This window comes from Georgenia sp. X1117 (assembly GCF_057784635.1).
The window spans coordinates 1946523-1969525 of record NZ_CM173492.1 but is presented as its reverse complement, the minus strand read 5'-3'; the positions used below and the strand labels follow the sequence as shown (position 1 = coordinate 1969525).

26 protein-coding genes are annotated in these 23003 nt (G+C 72.7%); 7 read left to right on the top strand and 19 right to left on the bottom strand.

All coding sequences use genetic code 11. The features are described from left to right. Positions 1 to 52 precede the first annotated feature (52 nt). From AC3D3D_RS09065 to AC3D3D_RS09015, 11 genes are all read right to left on the bottom strand, one after another. Positions 53 to 661: a hypothetical protein gene (locus tag AC3D3D_RS09065; RefSeq protein WP_463662885.1), complete on the bottom strand. Its 609-nt coding sequence runs from the start codon at positions 659 to 661 to the stop codon at positions 53 to 55. Between the two features lie 94 nt (positions 662 to 755). Next, complete coding sequence (locus AC3D3D_RS09060) at positions 756 to 1244, bottom strand: SRPBCC family protein (RefSeq protein WP_463662884.1); 489 nt, start codon at positions 1242 to 1244, stop codon at positions 756 to 758. Between the two features lies 1 nt (position 1245). Further along, positions 1246 to 1593: an ArsR/SmtB family transcription factor gene (locus AC3D3D_RS09055; RefSeq protein WP_463662883.1), complete on the bottom strand. Its 348-nt coding sequence runs from the start codon at positions 1591 to 1593 to the stop codon at positions 1246 to 1248. Between the two features lie 67 nt (positions 1594 to 1660). Then, positions 1661 to 2503 carry an MBL fold metallo-hydrolase gene (locus AC3D3D_RS09050; RefSeq protein WP_463662882.1) on the bottom strand — a complete coding sequence of 281 codons (843 nt, stop codon included), beginning with the start codon at positions 2501 to 2503 and terminating at the stop codon, positions 1661 to 1663. A 62-nt stretch (positions 2504 to 2565) separates the two neighbouring features. Next, positions 2566 to 4437 (bottom strand): FUSC family protein, encoded by a 1872-nt coding sequence (locus AC3D3D_RS09045; protein WP_463662881.1) that lies wholly within the window; start codon positions 4435 to 4437, stop codon positions 2566 to 2568. Positions 4438 to 4539: 102 nt separating this feature from the next. Further along, complete coding sequence (locus tag AC3D3D_RS09040; RefSeq protein ID WP_463662880.1) at positions 4540 to 4926, bottom strand: type II toxin-antitoxin system VapC family toxin; 387 nt, start codon at positions 4924 to 4926, stop codon at positions 4540 to 4542. Then, entirely contained in the window at positions 4923 to 5198 is a 276-nt protein-coding gene (locus tag AC3D3D_RS09035; protein WP_463662879.1) for a type II toxin-antitoxin system VapB family antitoxin, read from the bottom strand. The genes AC3D3D_RS09040 and AC3D3D_RS09035 overlap by 4 nt, the downstream gene beginning before the upstream one ends. Before the next feature lie 133 nt (positions 5199 to 5331). Further along, positions 5332 to 6426, bottom strand: a complete 1095-nt coding sequence (locus tag AC3D3D_RS09030; protein WP_463662878.1) for a type I restriction endonuclease — start codon at positions 6424 to 6426, stop codon at positions 5332 to 5334. 153 nt (positions 6427 to 6579) lie between these two features. Then, on the bottom strand, positions 6580 to 6921 hold the full coding sequence (locus tag AC3D3D_RS09025) for a DUF4342 domain-containing protein (protein ID WP_463662877.1): 342 nt from the start codon (positions 6919 to 6921) through the stop codon (positions 6580 to 6582). A 132-nt stretch (positions 6922 to 7053) separates the two neighbouring features. After that, a complete protein-coding gene (locus AC3D3D_RS09020) occupies positions 7054 to 8547 on the bottom strand; it encodes a serine hydrolase (protein ID WP_463662876.1) in 1494 nt (497 codons plus the stop codon). Between the two features lie 73 nt (positions 8548 to 8620). Further along, the gene (locus tag AC3D3D_RS09015) at positions 8621 to 9217 is read right to left on the bottom strand and encodes a TetR/AcrR family transcriptional regulator (RefSeq protein ID WP_463662875.1); all 597 of its coding nucleotides are present in this window, start codon (positions 9215 to 9217) and stop codon (positions 8621 to 8623) included. Positions 9218 to 9263: 46 nt separating this feature from the next. Between AC3D3D_RS09015 and AC3D3D_RS09010 the strand changes: the two genes are divergently transcribed. Beyond that, positions 9264 to 10268 (top strand): hypothetical protein, encoded by a 1005-nt coding sequence (locus tag AC3D3D_RS09010; protein WP_463662874.1) that lies wholly within the window; start codon positions 9264 to 9266, stop codon positions 10266 to 10268. A 32-nt stretch (positions 10269 to 10300) separates the two neighbouring features. Here AC3D3D_RS09010 and AC3D3D_RS09005 read toward each other — a convergent pair whose 3' ends face one another. From AC3D3D_RS09005 to AC3D3D_RS08990, 4 genes are all read right to left on the bottom strand, one after another. Continuing rightward, entirely contained in the window at positions 10301 to 10519 is a 219-nt protein-coding gene (locus AC3D3D_RS09005) for a hypothetical protein (RefSeq protein ID WP_463662873.1), read from the bottom strand. Between the two features lie 15 nt (positions 10520 to 10534). Next, positions 10535 to 12055: a molybdopterin-dependent oxidoreductase gene (locus tag AC3D3D_RS09000; protein ID WP_463662872.1), complete on the bottom strand. Its 1521-nt coding sequence runs from the start codon at positions 12053 to 12055 to the stop codon at positions 10535 to 10537. Between the two features lie 150 nt (positions 12056 to 12205). Then, positions 12206 to 13072 carry an SGNH/GDSL hydrolase family protein gene (locus AC3D3D_RS08995; protein WP_463662871.1) on the bottom strand — a complete coding sequence of 289 codons (867 nt, stop codon included), beginning with the start codon at positions 13070 to 13072 and terminating at the stop codon, positions 12206 to 12208. 35 nt (positions 13073 to 13107) lie between these two features. Further along, entirely contained in the window at positions 13108 to 14115 is a 1008-nt protein-coding gene (locus AC3D3D_RS08990) for an MsnO8 family LLM class oxidoreductase (protein WP_463662870.1), read from the bottom strand. Between the two features lie 102 nt (positions 14116 to 14217). On the opposite strand from AC3D3D_RS08990, the gene AC3D3D_RS08985 reads away from it, so the two are divergent. Then, positions 14218 to 15081 carry a GNAT family N-acetyltransferase gene (locus tag AC3D3D_RS08985; RefSeq protein WP_463662869.1) on the top strand — a complete coding sequence of 288 codons (864 nt, stop codon included), beginning with the start codon at positions 14218 to 14220 and terminating at the stop codon, positions 15079 to 15081. 22 nt (positions 15082 to 15103) lie between these two features. Here AC3D3D_RS08985 and AC3D3D_RS08980 read toward each other — a convergent pair whose 3' ends face one another. Beyond that, the gene (locus tag AC3D3D_RS08980) at positions 15104 to 15769 is read right to left on the bottom strand and encodes a winged helix-turn-helix transcriptional regulator (RefSeq protein WP_463662868.1); all 666 of its coding nucleotides are present in this window, start codon (positions 15767 to 15769) and stop codon (positions 15104 to 15106) included. Positions 15770 to 15830: 61 nt separating this feature from the next. Here AC3D3D_RS08980 and AC3D3D_RS08975 point away from each other — a divergent pair, with 61 nt between their 5' ends. Beyond that, positions 15831 to 16526, top strand: coding sequence for a DUF899 family protein (locus AC3D3D_RS08975; protein WP_463662867.1), 696 nt, complete (start codon positions 15831 to 15833; stop codon positions 16524 to 16526). Between the two features lie 158 nt (positions 16527 to 16684). Then, positions 16685 to 17515 (top strand): alpha/beta fold hydrolase, encoded by an 831-nt coding sequence (locus tag AC3D3D_RS08970; RefSeq protein WP_463662866.1) that lies wholly within the window; start codon positions 16685 to 16687, stop codon positions 17513 to 17515. Positions 17516 to 17705: 190 nt separating this feature from the next. Here AC3D3D_RS08970 and AC3D3D_RS08965 read toward each other — a convergent pair whose 3' ends face one another. Continuing rightward, positions 17706 to 18770 carry a hypothetical protein gene (locus AC3D3D_RS08965; protein WP_463662865.1) on the bottom strand — a complete coding sequence of 355 codons (1065 nt, stop codon included), beginning with the start codon at positions 18768 to 18770 and terminating at the stop codon, positions 17706 to 17708. A 203-nt stretch (positions 18771 to 18973) separates the two neighbouring features. Here AC3D3D_RS08965 and AC3D3D_RS08960 point away from each other — a divergent pair, with 203 nt between their 5' ends. Beyond that, entirely contained in the window at positions 18974 to 19702 is a 729-nt protein-coding gene (locus AC3D3D_RS08960; RefSeq protein ID WP_463662864.1) for a VldE C-terminal domain-containing protein, read from the top strand. 36 nt (positions 19703 to 19738) lie between these two features. Here AC3D3D_RS08960 and AC3D3D_RS08955 read toward each other — a convergent pair whose 3' ends face one another. Together AC3D3D_RS08955 and AC3D3D_RS08950 are read right to left on the bottom strand one after the other, a co-directional pair. Next, a complete protein-coding gene (locus AC3D3D_RS08955) occupies positions 19739 to 20194 on the bottom strand; it encodes a GNAT family N-acetyltransferase (protein ID WP_463662863.1) in 456 nt (151 codons plus the stop codon). Between the two features lie 93 nt (positions 20195 to 20287). Beyond that, the gene (locus AC3D3D_RS08950) at positions 20288 to 21031 is read right to left on the bottom strand and encodes a TetR/AcrR family transcriptional regulator (protein WP_463662862.1); all 744 of its coding nucleotides are present in this window, start codon (positions 21029 to 21031) and stop codon (positions 20288 to 20290) included. Between the two features lie 91 nt (positions 21032 to 21122). Between AC3D3D_RS08950 and AC3D3D_RS08945 the strand changes: the two genes are divergently transcribed. Together AC3D3D_RS08945 and AC3D3D_RS08940 are read left to right on the top strand one after the other, a co-directional pair. After that, on the top strand, positions 21123 to 22076 hold the full coding sequence (locus tag AC3D3D_RS08945; RefSeq protein ID WP_463662861.1) for an ATP-binding cassette domain-containing protein: 954 nt from the start codon (positions 21123 to 21125) through the stop codon (positions 22074 to 22076). Next, positions 22076 to 22954 (top strand): ABC transporter permease, encoded by an 879-nt coding sequence (locus tag AC3D3D_RS08940; RefSeq protein ID WP_463662860.1) that lies wholly within the window; start codon positions 22076 to 22078, stop codon positions 22952 to 22954. Before AC3D3D_RS08945 ends, AC3D3D_RS08940 begins: the two co-directional genes overlap by 1 nt. Positions 22955 to 23003 lie beyond the last annotated feature (49 nt).

The following is a 23003-nucleotide window of genomic DNA, read 5'->3' as shown; positions in this document are numbered from 1 at the left end:
ATGAGTTTTCTCCTGTGACCGCCGAGCGGTCGCGCCCCGATGGACGCTGCGGTCAGGGCTCGAGGCGGTCGAGGAGATCCTCGAGACCGGCGCGGGTGGCGCCGATCTCCTCGACCGGCCCCCCGGCGAGCACGTCGGCGATGGGCCGGTCGAGGTAGCCGTCGGCCGCGTCGGCGTCGCTGCGGTGGAACTGGATCTCGTCGAGGTCGTCGATGGTGGCCAGGAGCAGCGCCCCGCAGTCCTCGACGACGTGCGGCCAGCCCTGCTCCACCGCCGGGTCCACCCGGCTCCAGTCCAGCACGAGGGTGACCGTGCCGTCGTCGTCCTGGACCTCGGCGGTGAGCTCACCGGTCGCGGACAGGCCGGCGGCCTCGATCAGGTCGCGGACGGCCTCGAGGTCCTCGACCGATCCGGTGCGCGCGCGGTCCAGTGCCTCGACATCGACCGCGTCCAGCGGGGAGCCCTCCCCCGCGGCGGCCCGCTCGGGCTCGGCCGTGGCGTCGGCGCCCGGGTCGCCGAGCAGCTCGCCGGCCACCGCCTCGTCGGGCGGCCAGGCCACGACCATGGTGGGGACGGAGCGGTCGCCCGTCGAGCACGCGCCCGTCCCCATGAGGACGAGCGCGCAACCGATGGCGGAGGCCGCCCGGGTCGTCACCGTCACGCCTCCATGCTGGCACGCGAGGCCCGGCGGCACAGATCGCGCACCCGGGCCGGACCCGCCCCCGACGACGGTTCTCCGCCGTCGGGGAGCGGTGTCAGTGCGTGGCCAGGAAGTCGTCGATCTGGGACATCGCCGAGCGGGTGCCCTCCTCGACGCCCATCTCGATGACCTTCTCGATCCCCTCGGCCGTCGCGTAGGTGGTTGTGGTGACCAGGCGCGTGCCCTCGCCGTCGGGCTCGAAGGTGTAGACGTTGCTCGAGACGGGCATGTCCGCGAGGGGTCTGAGGTCCTCGTCGGCGAACCCGTCGTCGAACTCGAGGCGGTGGGGCGCCTCGACGCCCGTGATCTGCCACCAGCCGCCGTAGCGGGCGCCGTCGGGGCCGGTCATGTAGTACGAGCTGCGCCCCCCGAGCCGGATGTCGTGCTCGACGAAGGTGGCCGGGAACTCCCGCGGCCCCCAGATCTGCTCGATCTGGCGCGGGTCGGTGTAGAGCTCCCACACGCGCGCCACGGGCGCGGCGAAGCGGGCGGTGATGGTGATGGTGCGGTTGGGGACGTCGGTGCTGAAGTCGATGACGGGCATGTCAGTTCTCCTCGGTGTCGAGCTCGTGCGCCAGCAGCGCATCGATCCGTTCGATGCGGCCACGCCAGATCGCCTCGAGCTCCCCGAGCAGGGAGGTGACCGACCGGACCGCCGAGACGTCCCCGCTCGCGAGCTGCTCGCGGCCCTTGCGCCGCTTGACGAGCAGTCCCGCGTCCTGGAGGACGCGCACGTGCTTCTGTACCGCGGCGAAACTCATGTCGTAGCTCGCCGCGAGCGCCGAGACGGAGTGCTCGCCGGCCAGGACGCGGCGCAGGATGTCGCGTCGGGTCCGGTCCGCCAGGGCGTGGAACAGGGCGTCCGCCGCGTCCTCGTCCCGCGTCTCGTCCACACCCACAACGTACAACCGATCGGTTGTACGTTGTCAAGGGTCCGTCCCCGGTCATCCCCGGGTGCGGCTACGTGAGGTGGTCGTAGCGGCCCTCCACCCAGTCGGCGTACCGGCGGGCCGAGGCGGCCACGACGGCGCGGGCGTCGTGCGGGACGACCCGGAGGAAGTTGTTGTAGAGGCGGTCGAAGGAGTGCCGGGTGACTCGGTCGGCGACGCGGCGGACCACGGACGCCGAGAGCGGGACGAGGTTCGGGTACGAGCGCATGAAGCTCACCGTGCGTCCGCCGGGCCCGGGGAAGACGGCGTCGCCCGCGAGCAGCACGCCGGCGCCGTCGGCTCCCGTGAGGTGGGCGATCGTGCTGCCGGGGAAGTGGCCGCCGACCTGCTCGAGGTGGACGCCGGGCACGACCTCGTGCGGCTCGTCCCACTCGCGCACCGCCGAGGTCCGCAGGCCGAGGAAGTCGGCGTCGGGGCGGGCCACGAGGATCGGCGCGTCGTCGAACACCCGGCTGTAGAGGGACTGGACGCCGTACATGTGGGGGTGGCTGGCGACGACGGCGGCCAGGCCGCCGGCCTCGGTGATCGCCCGGACCGCCGCGGCGTCGATGAGGCCGGGCACGTCGAACAGGACGTTGCCCGCCGGCGTGACGACGAGCTTGCCGGTCTGCCCGATGCCGACGTCGGAGGTGAGGCCGATCAGCCCGGGCTCGAGCTCGGCGACGGCGGTGGTGCGGCCGGCGTCGGCAAGCTCGCCGAGGGTGGTCCACACCTGCCCGCCGGGCGGCACCCACTGGCGCTCGTCGTCGCAGATCGGGCAGCGCCCGGGCGGCCCGCCCGGCCCCTGCTCGACCCCGCACGTCGCGCACAGCACGTGCTCGACCGCACCGAGGTCCGACAGCAGCGTCGACATGGCGCTGATCCTGCCGCCGCGGGCGGCGGGCCCGCCAGGGATTTCCCGACGCCGGACCGGGGTCAGCGGCCCTGGGGGGCAGCGGGTCCGGACCCGTCGCCGGACCGGCCGTCGGGTGCGCGCCCGGTGAGGGCGTCCTCGACGGCGCGCAGCTCGCCGGCGAGCTCGGCGGCCGGGCGGCGGACCGTCACGGGTCGGGAGATGACGACGGCGAGCGCCTCGCGGGCGCGGGCGAACCGCTCCCGACGGCCCCACAGGTGCTGGTGCCAGGCGGCACCCAGGACGAGGTAGCCGACGTCGGACAGGATCCGCTCGACCTCCCGGAACGGGCCGACCTGCTCCGGGGCGTCCGCCAGCGCGCGGCGGGCCACGGTGTCCGACTCGAGCAGCTCGACGTACAGGTGCTGGCGGCGGCGCACCGCAGGCTCGGTCTCGTGCTCGCCGGCGCCGAGGTCGACGAGCACGGCGTCCAGCGCGAGCGCCACCCGCCGGGCGTCGGCGCGCAGGACGGTCTCCTTGAGGGGGATCCCGCTGAGCACGAGCACGACCACCGCGGTGCCCACGCCGATGACCGTGTCGATGAGCCGGTCGAGGACGACGGTGTCGGTGTCCATGCCGGTCACCGCGACGGAGATCGTCATCGCGAGAGGCGTGATGAGGGTGACCGCGAGGACGTAGTTGCGCGTGACGACGAGCTCGATCGTGCCCTGCAGGAGCACGACGAGGCCGACGAGCCACCAGCCGACCGGGTCCACTGCCAGGACGAGCGCGAACACGCCCAGTCCCAGGAGCGTGCCCAGGATGCGCTGGAGGGCCTTGGTGGACTGGGCGTAGCGCGTGCCGCCGGCCTGGACGATGAGGGCGGCGAAGACGACCGCCCAGTAGACGTGGGCGTTGTCGATGAGGGTGGCGATCGTGCCGGCCACCGTGGTGGCGACGAGCACCCGGGCGGCGACGAGGATGCTCTCCGAGGGCCACCACGCCGCCTGGCGCAGGAGGTAGCCGGCGTCGGGCCGGCCGAGCGAGGTGTAGCGGACCTGGGTGCGCTCGACGCGACGCTCGTCGTCCCCCGAGCGGCCGAGGGCGGCCGACTCCTCCTCCACCGTGTCGCGGGCGGGCTCGTCCGAGCGGTCGACGATGCTCTCCCACGGCTGCGGGTCGGCGCCGAGGCGGAGTCCCGTCACGTGCGCGGTCGCGGCGGTGTAGCGGTCGTGGACGCGGTGCAGCCGGTCCCGGTAGTCGGCCGGGTCGCCGCCGTCGGTCACGGCGGTCCACGCCGCGTGCAGGGCGGTGGAGGCCTCCGTGCGGCGCCGTTCGAGCTCGTCGACCGCGTCCTGTCCGTCCGGGCCGGCGGCGGACGGGCGTACTGCTTCCTCGAAGCGCCCGACGGCGGCCTCCGCGCCGCGCACAGCCCCCTCCTCGACGGTGCGGCGGCCGAGCCAGAGGTCGGACGTGCCGACGACCAGGGCCGACACGGCGCCGACGGCGGCCATCCCGAGGATGAGTACCGGGCTCGTGCCGCCGGTGGCGGCCAGGTTGGACACGCCCGTGCCGAGGGCGAAGAAGAAGACGCCGGGCGGTCCGAGCCGCAGGGCGTGGGCCACGAAGGCCACGACCGTGCTCACCACGACCAGCGTGACGAGCGACGCCCACACGTTCCCGGCGGAGAGCACCCCGGCCATGGAGCACAGCAGCATGCCGACGCCCACGCCCGCGATGACGCGGGCCCGGCGGCGGCCGGGCGCGCCCGCGCCGTAGAGGATGGAGAAGCCGCCCAGGCTCGTGAGGAACCCGGTCGAGCCGTGGCCCAGGGCGGTGGCGACGACGAGCGGGAGCCCGATGGTGGCCGCCGCCCGGAGGCCCACGGCCAGGCGCGGCGGGCTCGGGGCGATCGTGACCAGGCTACGCAGGTCGACCGGCAGCCGGCGGCTCATCGAGCGCCGCCGTGGCGCCGGGGGACGGGCCGCGTGCCGGGAAGGTCGCGATCGTTGTCCACGACGCCGATGGTAGGCCCGCCGAGGTCCTGCGCCGCGCGCCTAGGAGAGCGCAGAGGCGATGTCGGTCAGGGCGAAGTCCTCCCCGACGTAGAGGAGGGGCTCACCCGCAGTGACGGCGAGCGCGTAGGAGAAGCAGTCACCGAGATTCAGTCGGGCCCGCGAGCCCGAGCCTCTCCCGAATCGGCGATGCGCGAGCCTGGCGACCGTCGCATCACGCACCGAGACCGGGACGAGCTCGATCTCGAGCGCGGCCACCAGCTCGTCCAGGCGCTCGCCGCCGCCCGCGCGCTGCTCGGCGACGATCGACGCCTCGACCCAGGTGGCCGTGGACATCTTGCAGGAACCGACGAGAGCCGCATCCGCGAGGCGCTCCCACCCGGGTTCCGCACGCAGGATCGCGATGAGTGCGGACGAGTCGACGATCACCTCGGGAGTCCGGTCTCGTCGTCATAGAGATCCTCGATCTCGACGACGTCGTCCGTTCCTGCCGCGGTCCGGGGCAGCTGCGCGTAGGCGCGGACGATCGCCGTGACGCCCTTCCGTCGCTCCTCGGCCTGCACCAACCGTGGGTTCGCGCCGTACTCGTCGAGGAGTCGCCGGAGCGCCTCCTCGATGACGCTCGTCTGGGACCTGCCCGTCACCCTGGCGGCCTCCCGCGCGAGGGCATGGACGCGCTCGTTCTTGATGTTGAGCCCCATGGGTAGATTCTACCCTTGACGCTTGGGTAGACGTCTACCCCGACCAACGCGCCAGGAACCGTCTCACCGACAGAGGGCGTCACACGTCAGACGACCGAACGGGCGCTCCAGTCCGACCGACCGGCGCACGACGTCACAGGTACCCCTTGACCGTCTGCCGGATCTGATCTGCGTACCCGTAGATCTCATCGAGCGAATCGATCGGGTGTCGCGTCTCCACCTTCTCGCTGTCGAAGACTCCGAGATACTTCTGCGACGTGTTGAACCTCAGGCGCACGATCGGCTTTCGGTTGTTGTCGTCGAGCAGCACGCCCATATAGCTCTTGGTGTCGCGATGAACGATCCTGGGCGGTGCGACCTCGCTGCACGCGATCGCCCGCACGATCTGGTAGCCCTCAAGCTCCTCGAGGGTGGTCTCGATCCCGCGGTCGTCGGACTCCTCCGCATCCGAGACACTCTCTTCGGCTGCTTCAGCTCCAGTCATTGGCGCTGTCGCGACGTCGGGATACGACTGCCCACCCAGTGCGGCCTTCAGACGATCGTTCACCTGGTCCGCCAGAAACTGCTTCGTCGCCTTGACCACGAGTCCGCGAAACTGTTCCTTCACGCGTTGAGTGAACGAACCGTCGTACACCCGCGAGGTGAGAGCCTTGACCCACTCGTCGTCAGGTTCACGAAGCTGCGAAGCGAGAGCACGCTTGAGCGAACCGATGTACTTCAGCTCCTCCGCCGCGTTGACGACAGAATCGAGATCGAAGGACTCCTTCGTCAGCTTCTGGACCTCAGGGATCAAGGTTTCATCGAGGTCCAGCAGGTCGAGCTGGAGGAACGGCTTCTCGTCCATTCGGTTGGGCTTGTCGAGATCTGTGAAGAAGTGATAGTGCTGACCGTTGGTCAGGATCGCGATCCGCGCATTCGTCGTAGCGAAGTATCGAAAGAGCTGAGAAGCATGGTTGACACTGAGGGGCGATCCCACCGTCTTGGCCTCGATGAGGATCTGCAGCTGGCCGTCCTTCACGATGGCGTAGTCGATCTTCTCGCCCTTCTTGGTGCCCACGTCAGCCGTGAACTCCGGCACCACCTCGGTAGGATTGAAGACATCGTAACCGAGCACGAGTGAGATGAAGGGCATGATGAAGGCATTCTTCGTCGCCTCTTCAGTCTCGATCGAGTCCTTCTGCTGATGCAGCTTCGTTGCCAGCGACGCGAGGCGCTCACCAATCTCCACGCCCACAGCCTATCCGACCAGGGCGCGCGAGACTGGCGGTTGATCGCCTGGGGGCACCATGCGTTGTTGATTCAACAGGTCGGCGTTAGGTCGAAGTGCCGCCCCCCGGTTCCGACGGATGGACTTCTTCAGCTCACCAGCATCGCCAATCGTCTATTCACCGTCGTCGGTGGGCGCCTCGATCTGGGGCGTCGCAGCGCCGGTCGCCGCGCCGTCGGCGTCCTCGGCCTCGGGGTCGTCGGTCCGCACGACGTCGAGCGTGAACTTGGCCGCGAGCCCGCCGACGGCGGCGACCGCGGCGAGCACGGGCGCCCCGATGACGGCCACCGCACCACCGGCGAAGCCCCAGGTCAGGGGCACCGAGAGGAGCTCCTTCTCCTCCTGGTCGCGGATGACCACGCGCTTGGCGTGCGCGTCGGTGCCCAGCTCCTTGATCCGGTCGACCAGGTCCTTGCCCGCGACCTCGATGCGCTCCGTGAACGTCCGGTCCGCCATGTCGTCCTCCTGCGTCTCAGCCCTCCGACGCCCCCGGTCGGTGACGCCGCTCACCATGGTCACGCTACCGGGGTGCCCCCGGCCGCGGTGGACCGGTCATCGCTCCCGACGACGCCCGACACCCGGTGGTCGTCACTGCTCGGCGAGGAAGCCGACCCCGGCGCCGGCGAGCGTGGTGGCCCGCAGCTGGTCGATCGGCTGCTCCGAGGCGGTCTGCACGACGAGCACCTGGCCCTGGCCCTGCTCGTCGTCGGCGGTCTCGACGTAGAACGCGAAGGCGAGCACCCCCGGCGCCGAGCCGCCCTTGAACTCCTGGTGGGTCGCGCCCTCGGGCACCGGCACGCCCGGGTTGGCGGACAGGACCTCCCGCACGGGCTCCCCGCCCTCCGTGGCCGCCCGGTCCTGGAGGAGGGCGAAGATCGAGCAGATCTCCTGGCCCGTCAGCCGCCAGTCCACGCCGTCGGGCCAGCGCGGCTGCGTGACCGCGGCGGGGTCGATGTCGACCTCGGCGGGCAGCTGGTCGAGGACGGCCGCGCGCTCCTCGGGGGTGCTCGCCGCGCTCCACCGCTCGCGCAGGTCGTCCTCGACCTGCCAGCCGAGCTGGAAGAACTGGCGCGTGGTGGCGACCGGGAGGACCCGGTCGGTGTCGAGGCCGGCCTCCTCGGCGACGGCGGCGAGGGCGTCCTGGCCGACGGCGTCGATGAGCAGGTCGGTCGCGGTGTTGTCACTGATGGAGATCATCAGCTCGGCGGCCTCCTCGACCGTGACGGTCGAGCCGGCCTCCCGCTCCTGGAGGATCCCCGAGGGGAGGCTGCGCAGCTCGTCGGTGATCGTCAGCTCGTCGGTCCAGGCGAGGTCGCCGGCTGCGACGGCGTCGGCCACCGCCCCGAGGACGAGGAGCTTGAACACCGAGCCGCTGGGCGCCGGCTCACCGCCGTCGGGCACCCCCTCGGTGGTGTGCACGGGAGCGCACACCCCGTCCTCGACCGTGCCGACGAAGGTCTGGGTCTGGCCGCCGAGCTCGGTCAGCGCCTCGTCGAGCTCGGACCAGGCACCGATCTCGGGGGCGTCCCCGGACGTATCGGGGACGAACTGGAGCCCGGCGAGGTGGCCGTCGTCGTCGACGACGGCCGTCATGACGAGCGGACCCGTGGCGGAGTCCAGGGCGAGGGTGGCGGTCGGCGGCGACTCGCGGCTCTCGGTCGCCGCGGTCACGGTGTAGGGGGCGCCGGCGCGGAGCTGGGTGAAGACCGCGGCGAACTGGTCGGCCGGCAGCTGGGCGAGCATCTCCTGCGAGAGCCGCTCCTCGACGTCGGCGACGTCCGGGTCCTGCGCGTCCGGCTCGAGGTGGGCGAGCGCCCACTCGACGTGCTCGAGCAGGACGGGGTCGGTGATGTGGTCGGCCGGGTCGACGGCGTCGGCCGAGCCCTCGGAGGGAGACTCGGCGCCCGAGGGGGACTCCCCCGCGTCCGCACCGGTGGGGCTCTCGTCGGCCGCGGCGCTGCTGGTCTCGGCGGGTCCGGTCTCATCCGGGTCGGCGCCGTCGTCCCCACCGCCGCAGGAGGTCAGCACGAGGGCGAGCGCCGCCGCCAGGGTCACGGTCGTCCGGGCACGTGAGGATCGCATCGCGCTCATCCTGACAGAGCCCGCCCGACGGCGTTCCGGCGCCCGCAGGGTGGGGCGGTCCGCACGGGAGGCGTCAGCGCGCGGGTCCGTCGAGGAGCGCGTCGAGCTGCTCGTCGAGCACCTGCCGTTCCCGGGCGACGTCGAACCCCCCACCGGCCGCTGCCGAGGCCACGCCGTCGACCAGCAGCAGGACCCATGCGGTGAGCCGGCCGGCGTCGAGGTCCGTCCGCGCCTGGCCGGCGCGCTGGGCCGCGTCCACCCACTCCGTCAGCGGACCGGCGACCGCCCGCTCGTCGTCCGCGAGCGCCACTGCGATGGCGGGGCGGTGCGTCATCGCGCCGACGGCACGGACGAAGCCGGCGGCCCGGGGGTCGGCCAGGTCGGCGACCGCGGCGGCGACGTAGCCGTGGATCACCTCGCGCGGCGGGCGGTCCGGGTCCTGCGCGGCGAAGAGGTCGCGGGTCTCCTGGGTGCCGTGCTCGACGATCGCCACCACGAGGGCGTCCTTGGTGGGGAAGTGGTGGAAGAAGGTCCCGGAACCGACCCCCGCCGCGCGGCAGATCTCCGCCGTCGTCGCCGCGGCGCCGCGCTCGGCGAGGACGGTGAGCCCCGCGTCGATGAGCTGCAGGCGTCGCGCGGCGCGCAGGGCCGGGTCCACGGGGCGTGCCATGCCGCCACCCTAGTTAATGGAGTGGGCACTCTGTTAACGTGCGGCCATGCTCCCGCTGCGGCAGCGAGTCGTGTCGATCCTCCTGCTCGCCCTGGCCGCCCCCGTCTGCGCGGAGATGCTCCAGGCCTACCTCGCCGGCACCGGGGACCTGGCCCTCATGGCCGGGACCGCGCTCTTCCTCGCCCCGCTCTACGGGGGTGCCGCCCTGCTCATCCGCGACCTGGCGGTGCGCACCGGGCGGGGCTGGCCGGGCGTCCTGCTGCTCGCCGCGGCCTTCGGCCTGGCGATGACCGGGATCATCGACCTGTCGATGTTCGGCGAGCACCGCGACGACGTCGCCTCCTGGGCCGAGCTGCGCGAGCCGACCCTGGTCGGGGCGGCCGGGTTCAGCGCCTACGCGACCGTCGCCTGGGTGCTCGGCCACGTGATGATGAGCGTCGGCGCCCCGCTGGCGATCCACTCAGGTCTGGCGTCCCGGCACGCCGGCCGACCCCTGCTCGGGCGCGTGGGCACCGTCGTCGCCGTCGTCCTCCTGGCGGTGGTCGCCGTGGCGATCCATGCCGACGGCCGCGACATCTACGGCTACGTACCGAGCCTCGGGCAGGTCGCGGGGGTGCTCGTCGGCATCGTCGCGCTCATGGCGCTCGCGCTGTCACCGCTCGGCCGGCCCGTGCGTGTCCACCCGGCCTCGCCCGACCCGCGTCCGGTCGCCCTGCCCGTCGTGCTGCTGGTGGGGGTGGGCGGGAAGGTCGTCCTCGACCTGGTCCCGCCGACCTGGGGCGGCCTGACGTTCGCGCTGGTGGTCGCCCTCGTGTGGGCGCTGTGGTTGCGCCGGGTCACGGCGCGCGGGCGCTGGCGCGTGCGCCAGGTGGCCCTGACGGGGGCCGCCCTCGTCGTCGGCGGGGTGCTGGTCGGCTTCCTCGCACCGCTGCCCGAGGGGGTCACCGCGGTGTCGAAGGCCGTCCAGAGCTCCGTGCTCCTCGCGGCGGCGCTCGCCGTCGTCGTGCTCGTCGAGCGCCGCACCCGGGGTCGGGGTCGCACGGACGGTTGAGGATCTCGTCGCGCCCGTCGTCGCCGACGCTGTCAGACGAGGGAGTACCTGCCCGCCGACCGCAGGGCGCGCTCGATCACGGCGGGGTCCAGCGCGACGTCGTCGCGGTGCTTGAGGATGATGCGCGAGCCGCTCGGCTCGATCTCCGAGGAGAACCCGCCGACGCCCTCGACCCGGTACATCGCAGCGCGGATCGCGAGCACGTCACCGTTGGTCGTCATCCCGTCGACGTCGAAGATCGTGCTGATCAACTCTTCCCCCAAGGTCTAGATCACTCCGTTGAACGCCTGCATGGCGCCGTCCTCGCGGGTGCCGCCACGTCCGTCGCCGTACTCGGCGTAGTCGCGGATCCACTCCACGCTCCGCACCCACTTGACCATCTTGTACCCGTGGTTGGACTCGACGCGCAGCCGCAGGGGCGCGCCGAGATGGATGTCGAGGGGGTGCCCGTTGCGCTCGTAGGCGAGGATCGTGTCGTCCTCCTCGACCATCTTCATGTCGAGCACGCTGTAGAACGGCTCGCGCGGGCGGTGGTCCCACATCTCCTGGGCGAGCCCGTGGGAGGTGACCATCACGTAGTTCGCGCCCTCGGGCCGGGGCCCGAGCCGGTCGAGGACCTCGGTCAGCCTGACGCCGGCCCACCTCGACGTCGCGGACCAGCCCTGCATGCAGGTGTGGACCGCGACGTACTCCGTCCTCGGCATGGCCCTGAGGTCGTCGAGGCTCAGCTCGGTCCGGGTGCCGTCGAGGGTGCTGCCGACCTCGAGGCGCCAGTCGCGCCAGCCGGTGTCGCGGTGGTGGAGCCACTCGGTGGACTCGTCCTGAGTGGGCGGCAGCCCGTTGGTCCAGTGGAACTCGGAGATGTCCGCGTCGGTGTAGACGTCCTGGCGCTGCATCCGCGGACGCATCCAGTTGAGCCCGATCCGGCGGACGGGTTCGGTGAGCGTGACGAGCACCTTCTGGGTGAGCGGGCGGTTGATGAGCGAGACGTAGCTCAGCGCGATCCAGAACGCGAACACGGCGACGATCGTGAGGATCACGGTGGTGAAGGCCTGGGCGTAGCGCGAGGTGTCCGTCACGCCGAACACCATGTGCGGCAGGTTGTACTCCGGGTGCACGAGGAAGACCAGGCCCACGTGCATGACGATGAACAGGGTCATCAGCACCATGGCGATGAAGTGCAGCGACCGGGCGCCCTGGTGGCCGCCGAGCAGCTTGACGTACCGCGGGAACCGCGAGCGGATGGCCGGCGACATCGCCAGCCCGGTGAGGATGAGCAGCGGAGCCAGGCCGAAGATGACGGCGGTGTACCCGAGCATCTGCAGGGCGTCGTAGGGCTGGAAGTGCTCGATGCCGGGCACGCCGAGCCCCAGGTAGATCTTCAACGACTCCCACGCCTCGGGGAAGACGGACCAGTCGGTGGGGATGATGCGTCGCCACAGCCCGGTACCGAGGAGCAGGGCCACGTAGGCGATGCCGTTGATCAGCCAGAGCGTGACGCCGAGGCCGTGGAAGTGCCGGCCGAGCCCGATGTTCTTCCGTCCCGGGAGCCCGATGAGGGGGCTGAGGCTCCGCTCGTCCATGAGCGAGGTGTAGACCCCCTCCTCCTGCGGGAGCCTCTGCCGCGTGAAGCGCAGCCACTCGGTGCCCGGCTTGCTGTCGTTGCGCCACCACAGCCGGGGCAGCGACGAGAGCATCTCCCACCCGCTGCGCAGGAGGATCCCGATGAGGACGAAGTTGATGAGGTGCGTCGCGCGCAGCCACAGGGGAAAGTTCGGGTCGTCCATCTGGTCACTCCAGTCGTCACCACCTGGGCCCGGACCTGACCACCCCCGCTCAGACCGGGATTGATGAGGGAAAACTACTAGAAAATGTCGCAATGCGCACCGGTTGAGTCCGAAACGCGGTGATTGTCGGAATCCGCAGGTAGCGGGCGCCTACGACGCGCTGAGCTCGACCCAGTCGGCGTGCTTGCCCGTGCGCCGCGCACCCGAGGAGGTGCGGCGCAGCCGCCGGCCCACCCAGGGCAGGACGTGGCGGCCGACGAAGACCGCGTCGTCGCGGCGGGTGCGCCGCACGGGGGCCGGGCGCTCGCGGGCGACCCCGGGATCGACGCCCAGCGCCGTCAGCACGAGGTCCGCCACCCGGCTGTGGCCGTGCGGATTGAGGTGCAGGCGGTCCTCGCTCCAGTGCTCGGCGCGGCGCAGCTCGGTCTCGGCGAAGGCGTTGACGAAGGTGAGCCCGCGCGCGGCGGCGACCTGCTCGACGGCGCGGGTCAGGGCCCTCCCCCGCTCGCGGATGCTGCGGGCGAAGGGCAGCCCGTCGGAGGGGTCCGCGCCGGCGACGACGACGACCTCCACCCCGGCGGCGAGCGCCCGGTCCACGGCCCTCTCGGTGCGTGCCGCCAGGGCATCGACGTCGCAGCGGGGCCGGATCATGTCGTTGCCGCCACCGTTGAGGGTGAGGATCGTGGGCCGGGGGTCGAGGTCGAGCGCGGTGGGGAGCAGCTCGTCGACGATCGGGCCGAGCAGGCGTCCGCGGATCGCCACGTTGGCATAGCCGATGCGGCCGTGCCGGGCGGCCAGCCCCTCGGCGACGAGGTCGGCCCAGCCGCGCACGCCGCCGCCGGGCAGGGGGTCGCCGACGCCCTCGGTGAAGCTGTCCCCGACGGCGGCGAAGCGCACCGCCGGCGGTGCGCCGGGGGCGGTGGCGCCGTCGTGGGTGGGTGCGGCGTCGTCGGTGGGTCGGTCGTCGTGGGTAGGTGCGGCGTCGGGCGGGAGGGGTGGCCGGGGCGCGTCGCTCACCACCCCATCCTCGCCGGGACCGCCCGCCCGACGCATCACGACGACGCCGGGCCGGACAGGGCGGCGAGCGCCTCGTCCGAGGCCGCGAGCGCCGCCCGGTCGTGCGTCGAGGAGAAGGCGACGATCTCGCTCGCCCCGGTCCGCGCCACGAGTGCCGCCAGCCGGGCGGCGACCTGCTCGGACGTGCCGTGCACGCCGGTGGACAGGTGCCGTTCGACGGCGGCCTCCTGCTTCTCGGTGAGCCGGGCGTGCGGGGCGGTGCGCAGCGGCGGGAAGGCGCCGCGGGCGGTGGACTCGACCATCGCCCACGCCTCGGGCAGCGCGAGCTCGCGCGCACGCGCCTCGGTGTCGGCCACGAGCACGTCGATGCTGACGAGGACCCGCGGCTCGGGCTCGGTCGCGCTCGGCCGGAAGTCGCGGCGGTAGTCCTCGAGAGGGGCGAGGTCGCCGGTCAGGAGCGGTCCCCCGACGACGACGGGCAGCCCCCGCTCGGCCGCCACCGGCAGCCCGGAGCCGGTGGCCAGGACGTACACCGGCGGGGCCGGGGTGTCGCGGGGCATCGCGGTGACGGGTCCGGCGTCGTGCAGGAACGCGGTGAGCGCGTCGAGGTCGCGGCCGAGGTCGGACAGGCCGTAGCCGGTGACCCCGAGAGCCTCGCGCACCGGCGCGGTGAACCCGAGGGACCGGCCGATCCCCAGGTCGATGCGGTCCGGGTGAAGGGCGGTGAGCATCCGCGCCTGCTCGGCGACGACGAGCGGACGGTGGTTCGGCAGCATGACGCCCGCCGAGCCCACGCGGATGCGCCGGGTGCGGGCGGCGATGGCCGCCATGAGCAGCGGTGGCGCGCCCGAGGCGATCCCGGGGACGGCGTGGTGCTCGGCGACCCAGACGCGGTGCAGGCCGAGCCGTTCGGCGCGCTCGGCGCGCTCGACGGTGGTGGTCAGGGCGTCACCGGCGGGCTCGCCCTCGCGGGTGCGGGAACGGTCGAGCAGGGAGACGGGGACCGGGAGCCGCGTGGGAGCGGGCGGTGACTGCGGAGCCATGGTGTCTCCGACGGTAGCCCGCGCGACGCAGCCGGCCGGCCGGTCACCGGCCGGCCCCGTTATTGGCTCGCCCCGGACGCCGGTCTGCGCTGTCATCGGGGCATGGCGATCACGCTGAGCACGCCGCGCCCGACCGGGGTCACCGCCGTCGTCGACGGACTGCGGCCCTGGCAGGTGGACGGCGCGCCGATCCAGCTCCACCCCGGCGACGTCGCCTGGTACCTGCGGCACGGCCCGGAGGTCACCGCCCGCGCGTTGCGCACCTGGCACCGGGGCGGCGAGCTGCTCGCCGTCGGGTTCCTCGACGGCGAACGGCTCGTGCGCTTCGGGATCGACCCGGCCGCGGCCGGGGACGCCGAGCTCGCGGCGACGATCGTGGCCGACCTCGACGAGCCCGGCCGGGGCGTCCTGGACGCCGGCGCTGCTGCGGTCGAGATCGTGGCGGGCACCGCGCTCGCCGACCACCTGCTGGCCGCGGGCTGGGGCACGGGCGAGGAGTGGGCGCCGCTGCGCATGGACCTCACCGCGCCGGTGCCGGGGCCGGGCGTGCGGGTCGAGGTCGTCGGGCCCGAGCTGGCCGCCGACCGGGTGGCGGTGCACCACGCCTCCTTCGGCGTCTCACGCTTCACCGTGGAGCAGTGGCAGGCGATGGCCGCGTCGCCGTCGTACGCCCACGCGCGCTGCCTGCTCGCCCTGGACGACGACGGCGCGGCGGTCGCGGCGACGACGGTCTGGTCCTCCGGCCGGGGCCGACCCGGCCTCATCGAGCCGCTCGGCGCGCACCGCGACCACCGCGGGCGAGGGTTCGGACGGGCGATCACCCTCGCCGCCGCGAGCCACCTGCGGGAGATGGGCGCCTCGAGCGTCCTGGTCAAGACCGAGGGGCACAACGCGGCCGCGATCGCCGCCTACCGATCGGCGGGGATGGTGGCGGACACGCCGTCCCCGGACCTCGTCCGCGCCTGAGTCCTGTTCCCCGGGGTCCGGGTCAGGCCGCCACGACCCCCGTGAAGGTCGCGACCAGGCGTCGGACCTCCTCGAGGTCGCCGGTGACCTCCACCCCGTCCAGGGGCGCGCCGTCGTGCAGCACGCCGGCCCAGGTCGAGGAGTCCCCGGTGACGACGGCGCGCGCGTCCGGCGCGGGCTCCCGGACGATGTCCAGCGTGTCGGCCCAGGTCAGCCGATAGGTGTAGGTCCGCACGGGCGTGCGGCGGCCGTCGAACAGCCGCAGCTCGAGCTCGATCGGCCGCGCCGGGGCGACCGCGGGGGCCATGGTCAGCATCGACTGCACGGCGCCGTCGGGGGTCAGTCCCCCACCCTCGACGCGCACCGGGGAGTACATCGCCCAGCGCCCGAGGGCGTTGAACACGGGCAGCAGCTCGCGTCCCCACGACGAGATCCGGTACCCGGCCGACGGCGAGGCGCCGGGCAGGTCCACCCGCTCGACGAGCCCGGCCTCGGTCATCGTCCGCAGCCGCGCCGTGAGCACCGCGGGCGTGATGCCGAGCAGGCCGTCCGCGAGCTCGCCGAAACGCTTGGGGCCGAGCATGAGCTCGCGCAGCACGGGGTAGGTCCAGCGGTCCCCGAGCAGCTCCATCGCGTGCGCGGTGGCACACCCGTCGCCCTGGTCGGCGTAGGAGCGCTTGATCGGCATGCCCCCATCCTCGCACATTCAGTATGGACAACATAGTGCGTGCTCTGTTAAACATAGCGTCATGTTCACCGCCGGGCGAACCGTGGACCGAGCCACCTGGGAGCGCGCCCAGGCCGACCATCTCCGTGCCGAGAAGGCGCACACGCGGGCCGGCGACGCGCTCGCCGCCGCCCGGAGGCGCCTGCCGCTGACGCGGGTCGACCCGGCCGTGCTCGTCGGCGAGCAGGGGGAGGTCGCTCTCGTCGACCTGTTCGAGGGGCGTCGGCAGCTCCTCACCTACTCCTTCATGTGGCACGCCGGGCAGGACCACCACGCCCAGTGCGAGGGCTGCACGTTCTCGATGAGCCAGGTGACCGACGCGATGCGCGCCTACCTCGCCGAACGGGGCACCACCTTCGCCGTCGTGTGCGAGGGGTCGTGGCCGGAGATCTCCGCCTACCGCGACTTCATGGGCTGGACGATGCCCTGGTACTCCACCGCCGGCGTCCGGGACAACCCGGCCCTCGCCCACGGTGGGATGCTGCGCTCCTACCTTCGCGAGGACGAGGACGTCTACCTCGCCTGGGAGATCACGGCACGCGGGACGGAGGTGCTCGACATGGCCTACGGGCTGCTCGACAGGACGCCGCTGGGCCGCCAGGAGGTGTGGGAGGACTCCCCCAAGGGGTGGCCGCAGACGCCGTCGAGCCGCTGGTGGCGGCGCGACGGCCGCCCGGTCGCCCAGTGGTTGCGCACCGACGCCCCCGTGCCGGGCTGAGTCCCGTCCTCCTCGATCCCCGACGACGGACCACCGCCGACAGCACGCCGACCGACCGACCACCGTCCACCCTCCGACCGAACGACAGATCGAACGACCGCACGACCGATGGACCGCGTAACGCACGAGAGATCCCGACGACGAACCAGGAGCACGACGTGACCACCACCGACCAGTCAGCCACGACCACCGCCACCGGGCGGAGCACCGCGCCCGCCACCGAGCACGGCACCGTCACCTCCTCCGACGGCACCGAGCTGGCCTGGAGCCGCACGGGCTCCGGCCCGGACCTCGTCATGGTCCACTGCGTCGCCACCTCACGGACGACGACCCCGCAGCCGGGCCTGCCGGCCGCGCTCGCGCAGCACTTCACGGTCTGGACCTATGACCGGCGCGGCACGGGCGAGAGCGGGACCACCGCGCCCTACGCCGTCGAGCGGGAGCTCGAGGACCTCGAGGCGGTCATCTCCCTGGCCGAGGGTCGCCCGGTCACCGCCTACGGCTTCTCCTCGGGCGCGACCCTGCTGCTCATCGCCGCCGAGGCCGGCACCTCGGCCGCACGCCTCGCGCTGCTCGAGCCCCCGCTCATGCCCGAGGACCCGGAGCTTGCTGCCCGCGCCGAGGCCGAGCGCCTCATCGAGGCCGACCTGGACGAGGCCCGGCGCTGGTTCAACGTCGACGTCGTGGGGGTCCCGGCCGAGATCCTCGACGAGATGCCGCCGCCCTCTCACGAGGAGCTGGAGAACACGCGCACCATCGTCCACGAGCTGACGTTCCTGCCCGGCACCTCGGCGGAGCGCTTCGCGGGGATCAGCACCCCCACGCTCGTCATCGCCTCGAACGCGACGGACCCGGGCATGCTGGCCGGCGTCGAGCAGCTGGGCCAGACCGTCGCCGCCGCCACGGTGCAGGTCGTGCCCGGGGAGTGGCACGGCGTCGACGACGCGGTCCTCGCCGAGGCCGTCCGCGCCTGGGTCGCCGGCGACTGACCCCTCAGCAGCCCGCCTGTACCGCCCCTCCCGCACCGCCCTGCGTCAGCGCCCGCACCGCCCCTCCCGCCGAGGTGGACCGAACTCGACCCGGACAGACCTCTGCGACGTCTGCCTCGGACAAGAAGGGTCCACCTCGGCGCGGGACTGCGCAGGGCACCGCGGGACGGCGCGTGCGCGTGCGCGTGCGTCAGAGGGTGGCGGCCTGCCGGTCAGCGCCCTCGGCGAGCGTGGTGAGCAGATCACGCATGATCGCCTGGTTCCAGAAGTAGCCGCAGTAGTGCGCCACCCCGAAATCCGGCAGGTAGGTCCGGGCCGCCGTCATGCGCCGGTCCATCTCCTCGATGCCGTCGTTGCACTCGAGACCGAGGTAGATGGTGGCGTCGCCGACCGCTAGGTCAGCCAGCGGCGCGAAGTAGGCGTCACCCGAGTCCGGCAGCGCCGGCAGGTGGAAGAAGTTGACGACCCCGCCCGAGGCCTCCTGGAGAGCGTTGGACAGGCGCACCGGCAGGGAGACATCGGCCAGCGGCTGGACCGGGAAGCTCGGCGAGGTGCCGCAACAGATGTGGTAGCCGATGCGCACCTCCTCCGGCAGGCCGGCCAGGTGGCCGCGCACGTACTCCTCGGAGGTGTAGGTCGAGAACAGCTCCTCGGCCGGCGCCTCGGGCACCCAGTCGAACAGCCGGGCCCAGGTGCCGCCGATGTGGATCATCTCGGTGCAGTAGTCGACCTGGAGGCACAGGTCCTCGGCCGGGACGACCTCGAGGATGCGGCGGTACTCCTCCTGGAGGGCCTCCTGCCAGGCCTCGATGACGACGGGCCACTCGGCGGCGTCGGGGAAGGTCACCGAGATGACGTCGTGGGCGCCGGGCACGGAGACCTGGAAGCGGACGCCGGCGGGGATCCGGCCCTGCGCGCGGAGCTCGGTGAAGACGCGGTAGGAGTCGATCGCGTCCTTCGCGTACGGCAGCCGCCCGCGCAGGTCGACGGTGGCGCCGGGGCGGATCCGCAGCGTCTTGAACGCGTGGTACGGGTGGTCCTCGGGCAGGCTGAGGGTGGTCTCGACCGGCTCGAAGCAGGGCGCCGGCGCGAGGACCTCGTTGTTGACGGCCCCGATCCAGCCCCGTCGCTCGGGGGTGGTCTCGCCGTCGGGCCAGCTCAGCGCCCGGTCCCCGACGGTCTCCGCGAGCAGGGTGAAGACCCCCTTGGCGCCGTCGGCGGGGATCCCGCCGGAGAACATCACGTTCTGAGCCATGCTGATTCTTCCCGTCGTCGATGGTGGAGATGGGCCCGTCGCGCCCGTGGGCGGCGTGCCGGCAGCGGTGCGCGCTGGGCCGTCGGCACGCTACCGGGCCGCCGCGACCGACCAACCGGATCTGCTTCCTCGCCCACCAGGTGGACGCCCGGCGCGGGTGGGCGCGGCACCCGCCGGTCGCCGCGGCGTGCGACCGTTCTCCCATGGCGTCCGGCGGCAGGTCCCGGACCGGCAGCGCACTGCTCGTCCTCGTCCTCCTCGCGGCGCTCGTCGTGGCCGTGGTGGCGCTGCGTCTGCCGGGGGCCGTGGACCTGCCCGGGGTGGGCGGGCAGGAGTGCACGGTCACCACCGCCGACGGCGAGGTCGGGATCGACCGCGACCAGGCGCGCCGGGCGACGACGTCGGTCGCCCTCACCGCGCGCGGCGAGCCGGGCCCGGACGTGGCGGACATCGACGACGCGGTGCTCGCCCGCCTGACCGAGGGTCCCCCAGACGACGCCGGACCCAGCCTGTCCTGCCGCGGCGCCGTCCCCGACGACCTGGCCGTCGAGGGGCTGACCGACACGGGCCTGACCCCGCGGGCCGACCGGGTCCGGGCGGAGATGGCGGAGGTGTTCGGCGACCTGAGCCTCGGCGGGTTCGCCCCCGGTGGCGTGCAGCGGGCGGGCGAGTCCACGCACAACGAGGGCCGCGCCGTCGACGTGTTCTTCCAGCCCGTGACCGAGGAGAACCGGCGGCGTGGCTGGCACCTCGCGCACTGGCTGGTCGCTCACGCCGATCGCCTCGACGTCCAGTACGTCATCTTCGACGACCGCGTGTGGAGCGCGCGCACGCGGCGCGGCGCGTGGCAGCGCTACGACGCGCCCGCCCCGGCGGACGAGATCCTGCGCCACCTCGACCACGTGCACGTCGACGTCTTCCGGGGCGGATAGCCGGGGCGAGTCGCCGCAGCGCGTAGGCGCGGCACCTCAGCGCCCGTACCGGTTGGGCCGTTCCCAGGGCCAGTCGGATTCGATCCAGGCGGCGACGGCGTCGGCCAGCGGGGCGTCGAGGTGGGCGTGGGTGGCGCGCACCCAGGACTGGACGCTGACGTCGTGCTCCGGCGCGGGGTCGGGGTAGAGGTAGACGCAGCCGATGACGTCGCCGTCGGCAGGGTCGAGGACGGTGAAGGTGAAGCCCTTGCCGGAGGCGAAATCGTCCGCGTGCCGGGTGAGGTCGGCGAGGTTGCGCTCGAGGCTCATGCCCTCCGGCGGCGGCCAGGACCCGTCGGGGTAGCCGTGCGTGGCGCGGATGTGCTCGACGCTCGAGGACCAGGCGGCGAGGTCGGCGGCGTTGTGCTGCGGGCCCAGCGGCTCGAGCCGGAAGTCGTCCGTGGCCAGCTCCCGCGGGGGCTCGAAGCCGTCGGGGAGGAACGTCGTCGTCATGGACGAGAACGTAGCGGGCACCCGGGAACCGGTCACCCGAGATTCGCGGTCTGCCGGCCGGCTCGCGAGCCGTCAGGCAGCTGGCGTCCGGCGTCAGCGAGCCGCCCGGCTGCGGGTGACCTCGGCGTCGATCCCGTCCAGGAGGAAACGCAGCCCGAGCTCGAAGGAGTCGGTCCAGTCGGCGTCGAAGACGTCCGCGTCTAACGCCGCCATGGCCGGGAACCTCCCGGACTCCATCTCCTTGACGAGCACCGGGAGCTGGTTGTTCCAGAACTCGTCCTCGGTCATGCCGCTCTCCTCGGCGGCCCGCTCGTAGAGGATCTCCTCGCGGACCGAGCCGACGACGTAGGCGTCGAGCTGGGAGATCACCATCATCTTCTTCTGGTCGCCGAAGGGCAGATCAGCCAGGCCCGCCACCGTCTCCTCCATCTGGGAGACGCTGCCGGGGCCGAGCACCGGGCGTGACCAGTTGACCTGCAGGAGCCAGCGGTGGCTCAGATACATCTCCCTGCTGCGTCGCGCGACCGCGCTCAGCGTCGCGCGCCAGTCACCGTCCGGGTCGACGCGGCCGTGCTGGGCGCCACTGACGTGGTCGAGCATGAGGTTGAGCAGCTCGCCCTTGTTCGGCACGTACCGGTACAGCGACATCGTGCCCATCCCGAGCTCCGTGGCGAGCCTGCGCATGGAGAGCGCATCGATGCCCTCCGAGTCGGCGATCTCGATGCCCGCGCCGACGATCTGGTCGAGGGTCAGTGTCGGCCGCGGCCCTTTGCCGGTGGACGGCAGACCCTCCCAGAGCAGCTGGTGACTGCGCGCGAGCGGGTTCTCCTCGGACATCTCCACCCCTTGTCCCGAAACGGTTGCGTTCTGCGGACAGCGTACGCTACTGTGCTGCGTGCAGTGTACTCAGAACGCCTGGGAGGCGACGATGAACCAGTCAGGATTCGCGGTCCGCACCGCGGGCCTCGGCAAGCGCTACGGACAGAAGGTCGCGCTGGACGACGTGGATCTCGCCGTGGTGCGCGGCTCCGTCCACGGCCTGCTCGGCCCGAACGGTGCGGGCAAGACGACGACGGTGCGCATCCTCGCCACGCTCACACGGGCCGACGCCGGCCAGGCGACCGTGGCCGGGTACGACGTGCGCAGCCGCCCGCGCGAGGTTCGCGCGAGCATCGGGCTGGTCGGGCAGCAGACCGCCGTCGACGACATCCTCAGCGCCCGCCAGAACCTCACCATCTTCGGCAGGCTGTTCAGGCTGGAGAAGGCGGACGCCCGCCGTCGGGCGGACGAGCTGCTGGAGCTCTTCGGACTGCAGGACGCCGCGACGAGGTCGCCCAAGACCTTCTCGGGCGGCATGCGGCGACGGCTGGACCTGGCCGCCAGCATGATCCTCGCCCCCCAGGTGCTCTTCCTCGACGAGCCGACGACCGGCCTGGACCCGGCCGGGCGGCGCGAGGTCTGGCAGGCGGTGCGCGACCTCGCCTCCCAGGGCACGACGGTGCTGCTGACGACCCACTACCTCGACGAGGCCGACAAGCTCTGCGACCGGATCAGCGTCATCGACCAGGGACGGAACTTCGTCGACGACACCCCCGCCGGGCTCAAGCGGCGCATGGGCGACGAGCGGCTCGAGGTCGCCGCGGCCGACCCCCGGACCCTGTCGCGCGTCGCCGAGATCGTCCGCCGGATCACCGACGTCGAGGTGACGGTCGCCGACGGCAGCGTCAGCGCCCCCGTCGCGGCGGGCGTCCACGCCCTCACCGCGGTGGCGGCCGAGGTCGACCGGCTCGGCCTGGAGATCGACGACATCGGCCTGCGCCGACCCACGCTCGACGAGGCCTTCCTGCACCTGACCGCCCGCACCACCTCGGAGGCCGCCTGATGACCACCGCCGACCAGCGGACGCCCGGCCCGGCCGTCCCCACCGCACCGGTCCACGCGACCGACCCCCTGACCCGGCTGAGGTGGGCGCTCAAGGACTGCTGGACGATCGTCGTCCAGGAGCTCACCCACCTGGTGCGCCAGCCGTCCACCTTCGCCTGGCAGCTCGGCATGCCCGTGGTGATGGTGCTGATGTTCGTCTACGTCTTCGGCTCGGCCATGGACGTCACTGGGCAGGGCGCCGGCGAGGGCTACATCGACTACGCCATGCCCGGGATGTTCGCGATGACCATGGCCTTCGGATTCATGAACACGGCCTTCGCCGTCACGCTCAACAAGGAGAAGGGGTTCATGGACCGCTTCCGGTCCATGCCGATGTCCCCGTCCGCGGTGGTGACCGGGCGCGGGGTCTCCGACCTCATCCAGGCGGCCGTCGACCTTGTCACCATCGCGGTCCTGGCGCTGGTCATCGGCTGGCGCGCCGGCGGGACCGTGGGCGAGGCACTGTTCGCGTTCGTGCTGCTGCTCTGGCTGCGGCTCGCCCTCATCTTCGTCGGCATCTACCTGGGGCTGCGGGTCAAGAACACCGAGGTGGCCGGATCGCTGTTCGTCGTCGCCTTCCCGGTCGGGTTCATCTCCTCGGTGTTCACCCCGCCGGAGATGATGCCGGGCTGGCTCGGTGCGGTCGCGGCGTGGAACCCGGTCTCCTCGACGGCGAGCGCGATCCGCGAGCTGTTCGCGACACCCGGCGCAGGCACCGGTGAGGCGAGCTACTGGATCGACGGGCACGCACTCGGCGCGGCGATCCTGTGGCCGGTCGTCATCATGGCGATCTTCGTCCCGCTCGCGGTGCGGGAGTTCCGCAACCTCGGCCGGTAGCCGGCGGGCGACGGCGGACCGACGACGGCGGTGCCGCCATGGGCGGATG

Bases quoted from the DNA above. Each gene is read 5' to 3' on its own strand.
- AC3D3D_RS08955 (WP_463662863.1), bottom strand. From the start codon at position 20,194: ATGACGACGACGTTCCTCCCCGACGGCTTCGAGCCCCCGCGGGAGCTG.
- AC3D3D_RS09050 (WP_463662882.1), bottom strand. From the start codon at position 2,503: ATGTCGACGCTGCTGTCGGACCTCGGTGCGGTCGAGCACGTGCTGTGC.
- AC3D3D_RS09060 (WP_463662884.1), bottom strand. From the start codon at position 1,244: ATGCCCGTCATCGACTTCAGCACCGACGTCCCCAACCGCACCATCACC.
- AC3D3D_RS08960 (WP_463662864.1), top strand. From the start codon at position 18,974: ATGGCGTCCGGCGGCAGGTCCCGGACCGGCAGCGCACTGCTCGTCCTC.
- AC3D3D_RS08945 (WP_463662861.1), top strand. From the start codon at position 21,123: ATGAACCAGTCAGGATTCGCGGTCCGCACCGCGGGCCTCGGCAAGCGC.
- AC3D3D_RS09010 (WP_463662874.1), top strand. From the start codon at position 9,264: ATGCTCCCGCTGCGGCAGCGAGTCGTGTCGATCCTCCTGCTCGCCCTG.
- AC3D3D_RS09025 (WP_463662877.1), bottom strand. From the start codon at position 6,921: ATGGCGGACCGGACGTTCACGGAGCGCATCGAGGTCGCGGGCAAGGAC.
- AC3D3D_RS09035 (WP_463662879.1), bottom strand. From the start codon at position 5,198: ATGGGGCTCAACATCAAGAACGAGCGCGTCCATGCCCTCGCGCGGGAG.
- AC3D3D_RS08950 (WP_463662862.1), bottom strand. From the start codon at position 21,031: ATGTCCGAGGAGAACCCGCTCGCGCGCAGTCACCAGCTGCTCTGGGAG.
- AC3D3D_RS08940 (WP_463662860.1), top strand. From the start codon at position 22,076: ATGACCACCGCCGACCAGCGGACGCCCGGCCCGGCCGTCCCCACCGCA.
- AC3D3D_RS09000 (WP_463662872.1), bottom strand. From the start codon at position 12,055: ATGGACGACCCGAACTTTCCCCTGTGGCTGCGCGCGACGCACCTCATC.
- AC3D3D_RS08965 (WP_463662865.1), bottom strand. From the start codon at position 18,770: ATGGCTCAGAACGTGATGTTCTCCGGCGGGATCCCCGCCGACGGCGCC.
- AC3D3D_RS09015 (WP_463662875.1), bottom strand. From the start codon at position 9,217: ATGGCACGCCCCGTGGACCCGGCCCTGCGCGCCGCGCGACGCCTGCAG.
- AC3D3D_RS08980 (WP_463662868.1), bottom strand. From the start codon at position 15,769: ATGCCGATCAAGCGCTCCTACGCCGACCAGGGCGACGGGTGTGCCACC.
- AC3D3D_RS08985 (WP_463662869.1), top strand. From the start codon at position 14,218: ATGGCGATCACGCTGAGCACGCCGCGCCCGACCGGGGTCACCGCCGTC.
- AC3D3D_RS09045 (WP_463662881.1), bottom strand. From the start codon at position 4,437: ATGAGCCGCCGGCTGCCGGTCGACCTGCGTAGCCTGGTCACGATCGCC.
- AC3D3D_RS08990 (WP_463662870.1), bottom strand. From the start codon at position 14,115: ATGGCTCCGCAGTCACCGCCCGCTCCCACGCGGCTCCCGGTCCCCGTC.
- AC3D3D_RS09020 (WP_463662876.1), bottom strand. From the start codon at position 8,547: ATGCGATCCTCACGTGCCCGGACGACCGTGACCCTGGCGGCGGCGCTC.
- AC3D3D_RS08975 (WP_463662867.1), top strand. From the start codon at position 15,831: ATGTTCACCGCCGGGCGAACCGTGGACCGAGCCACCTGGGAGCGCGCC.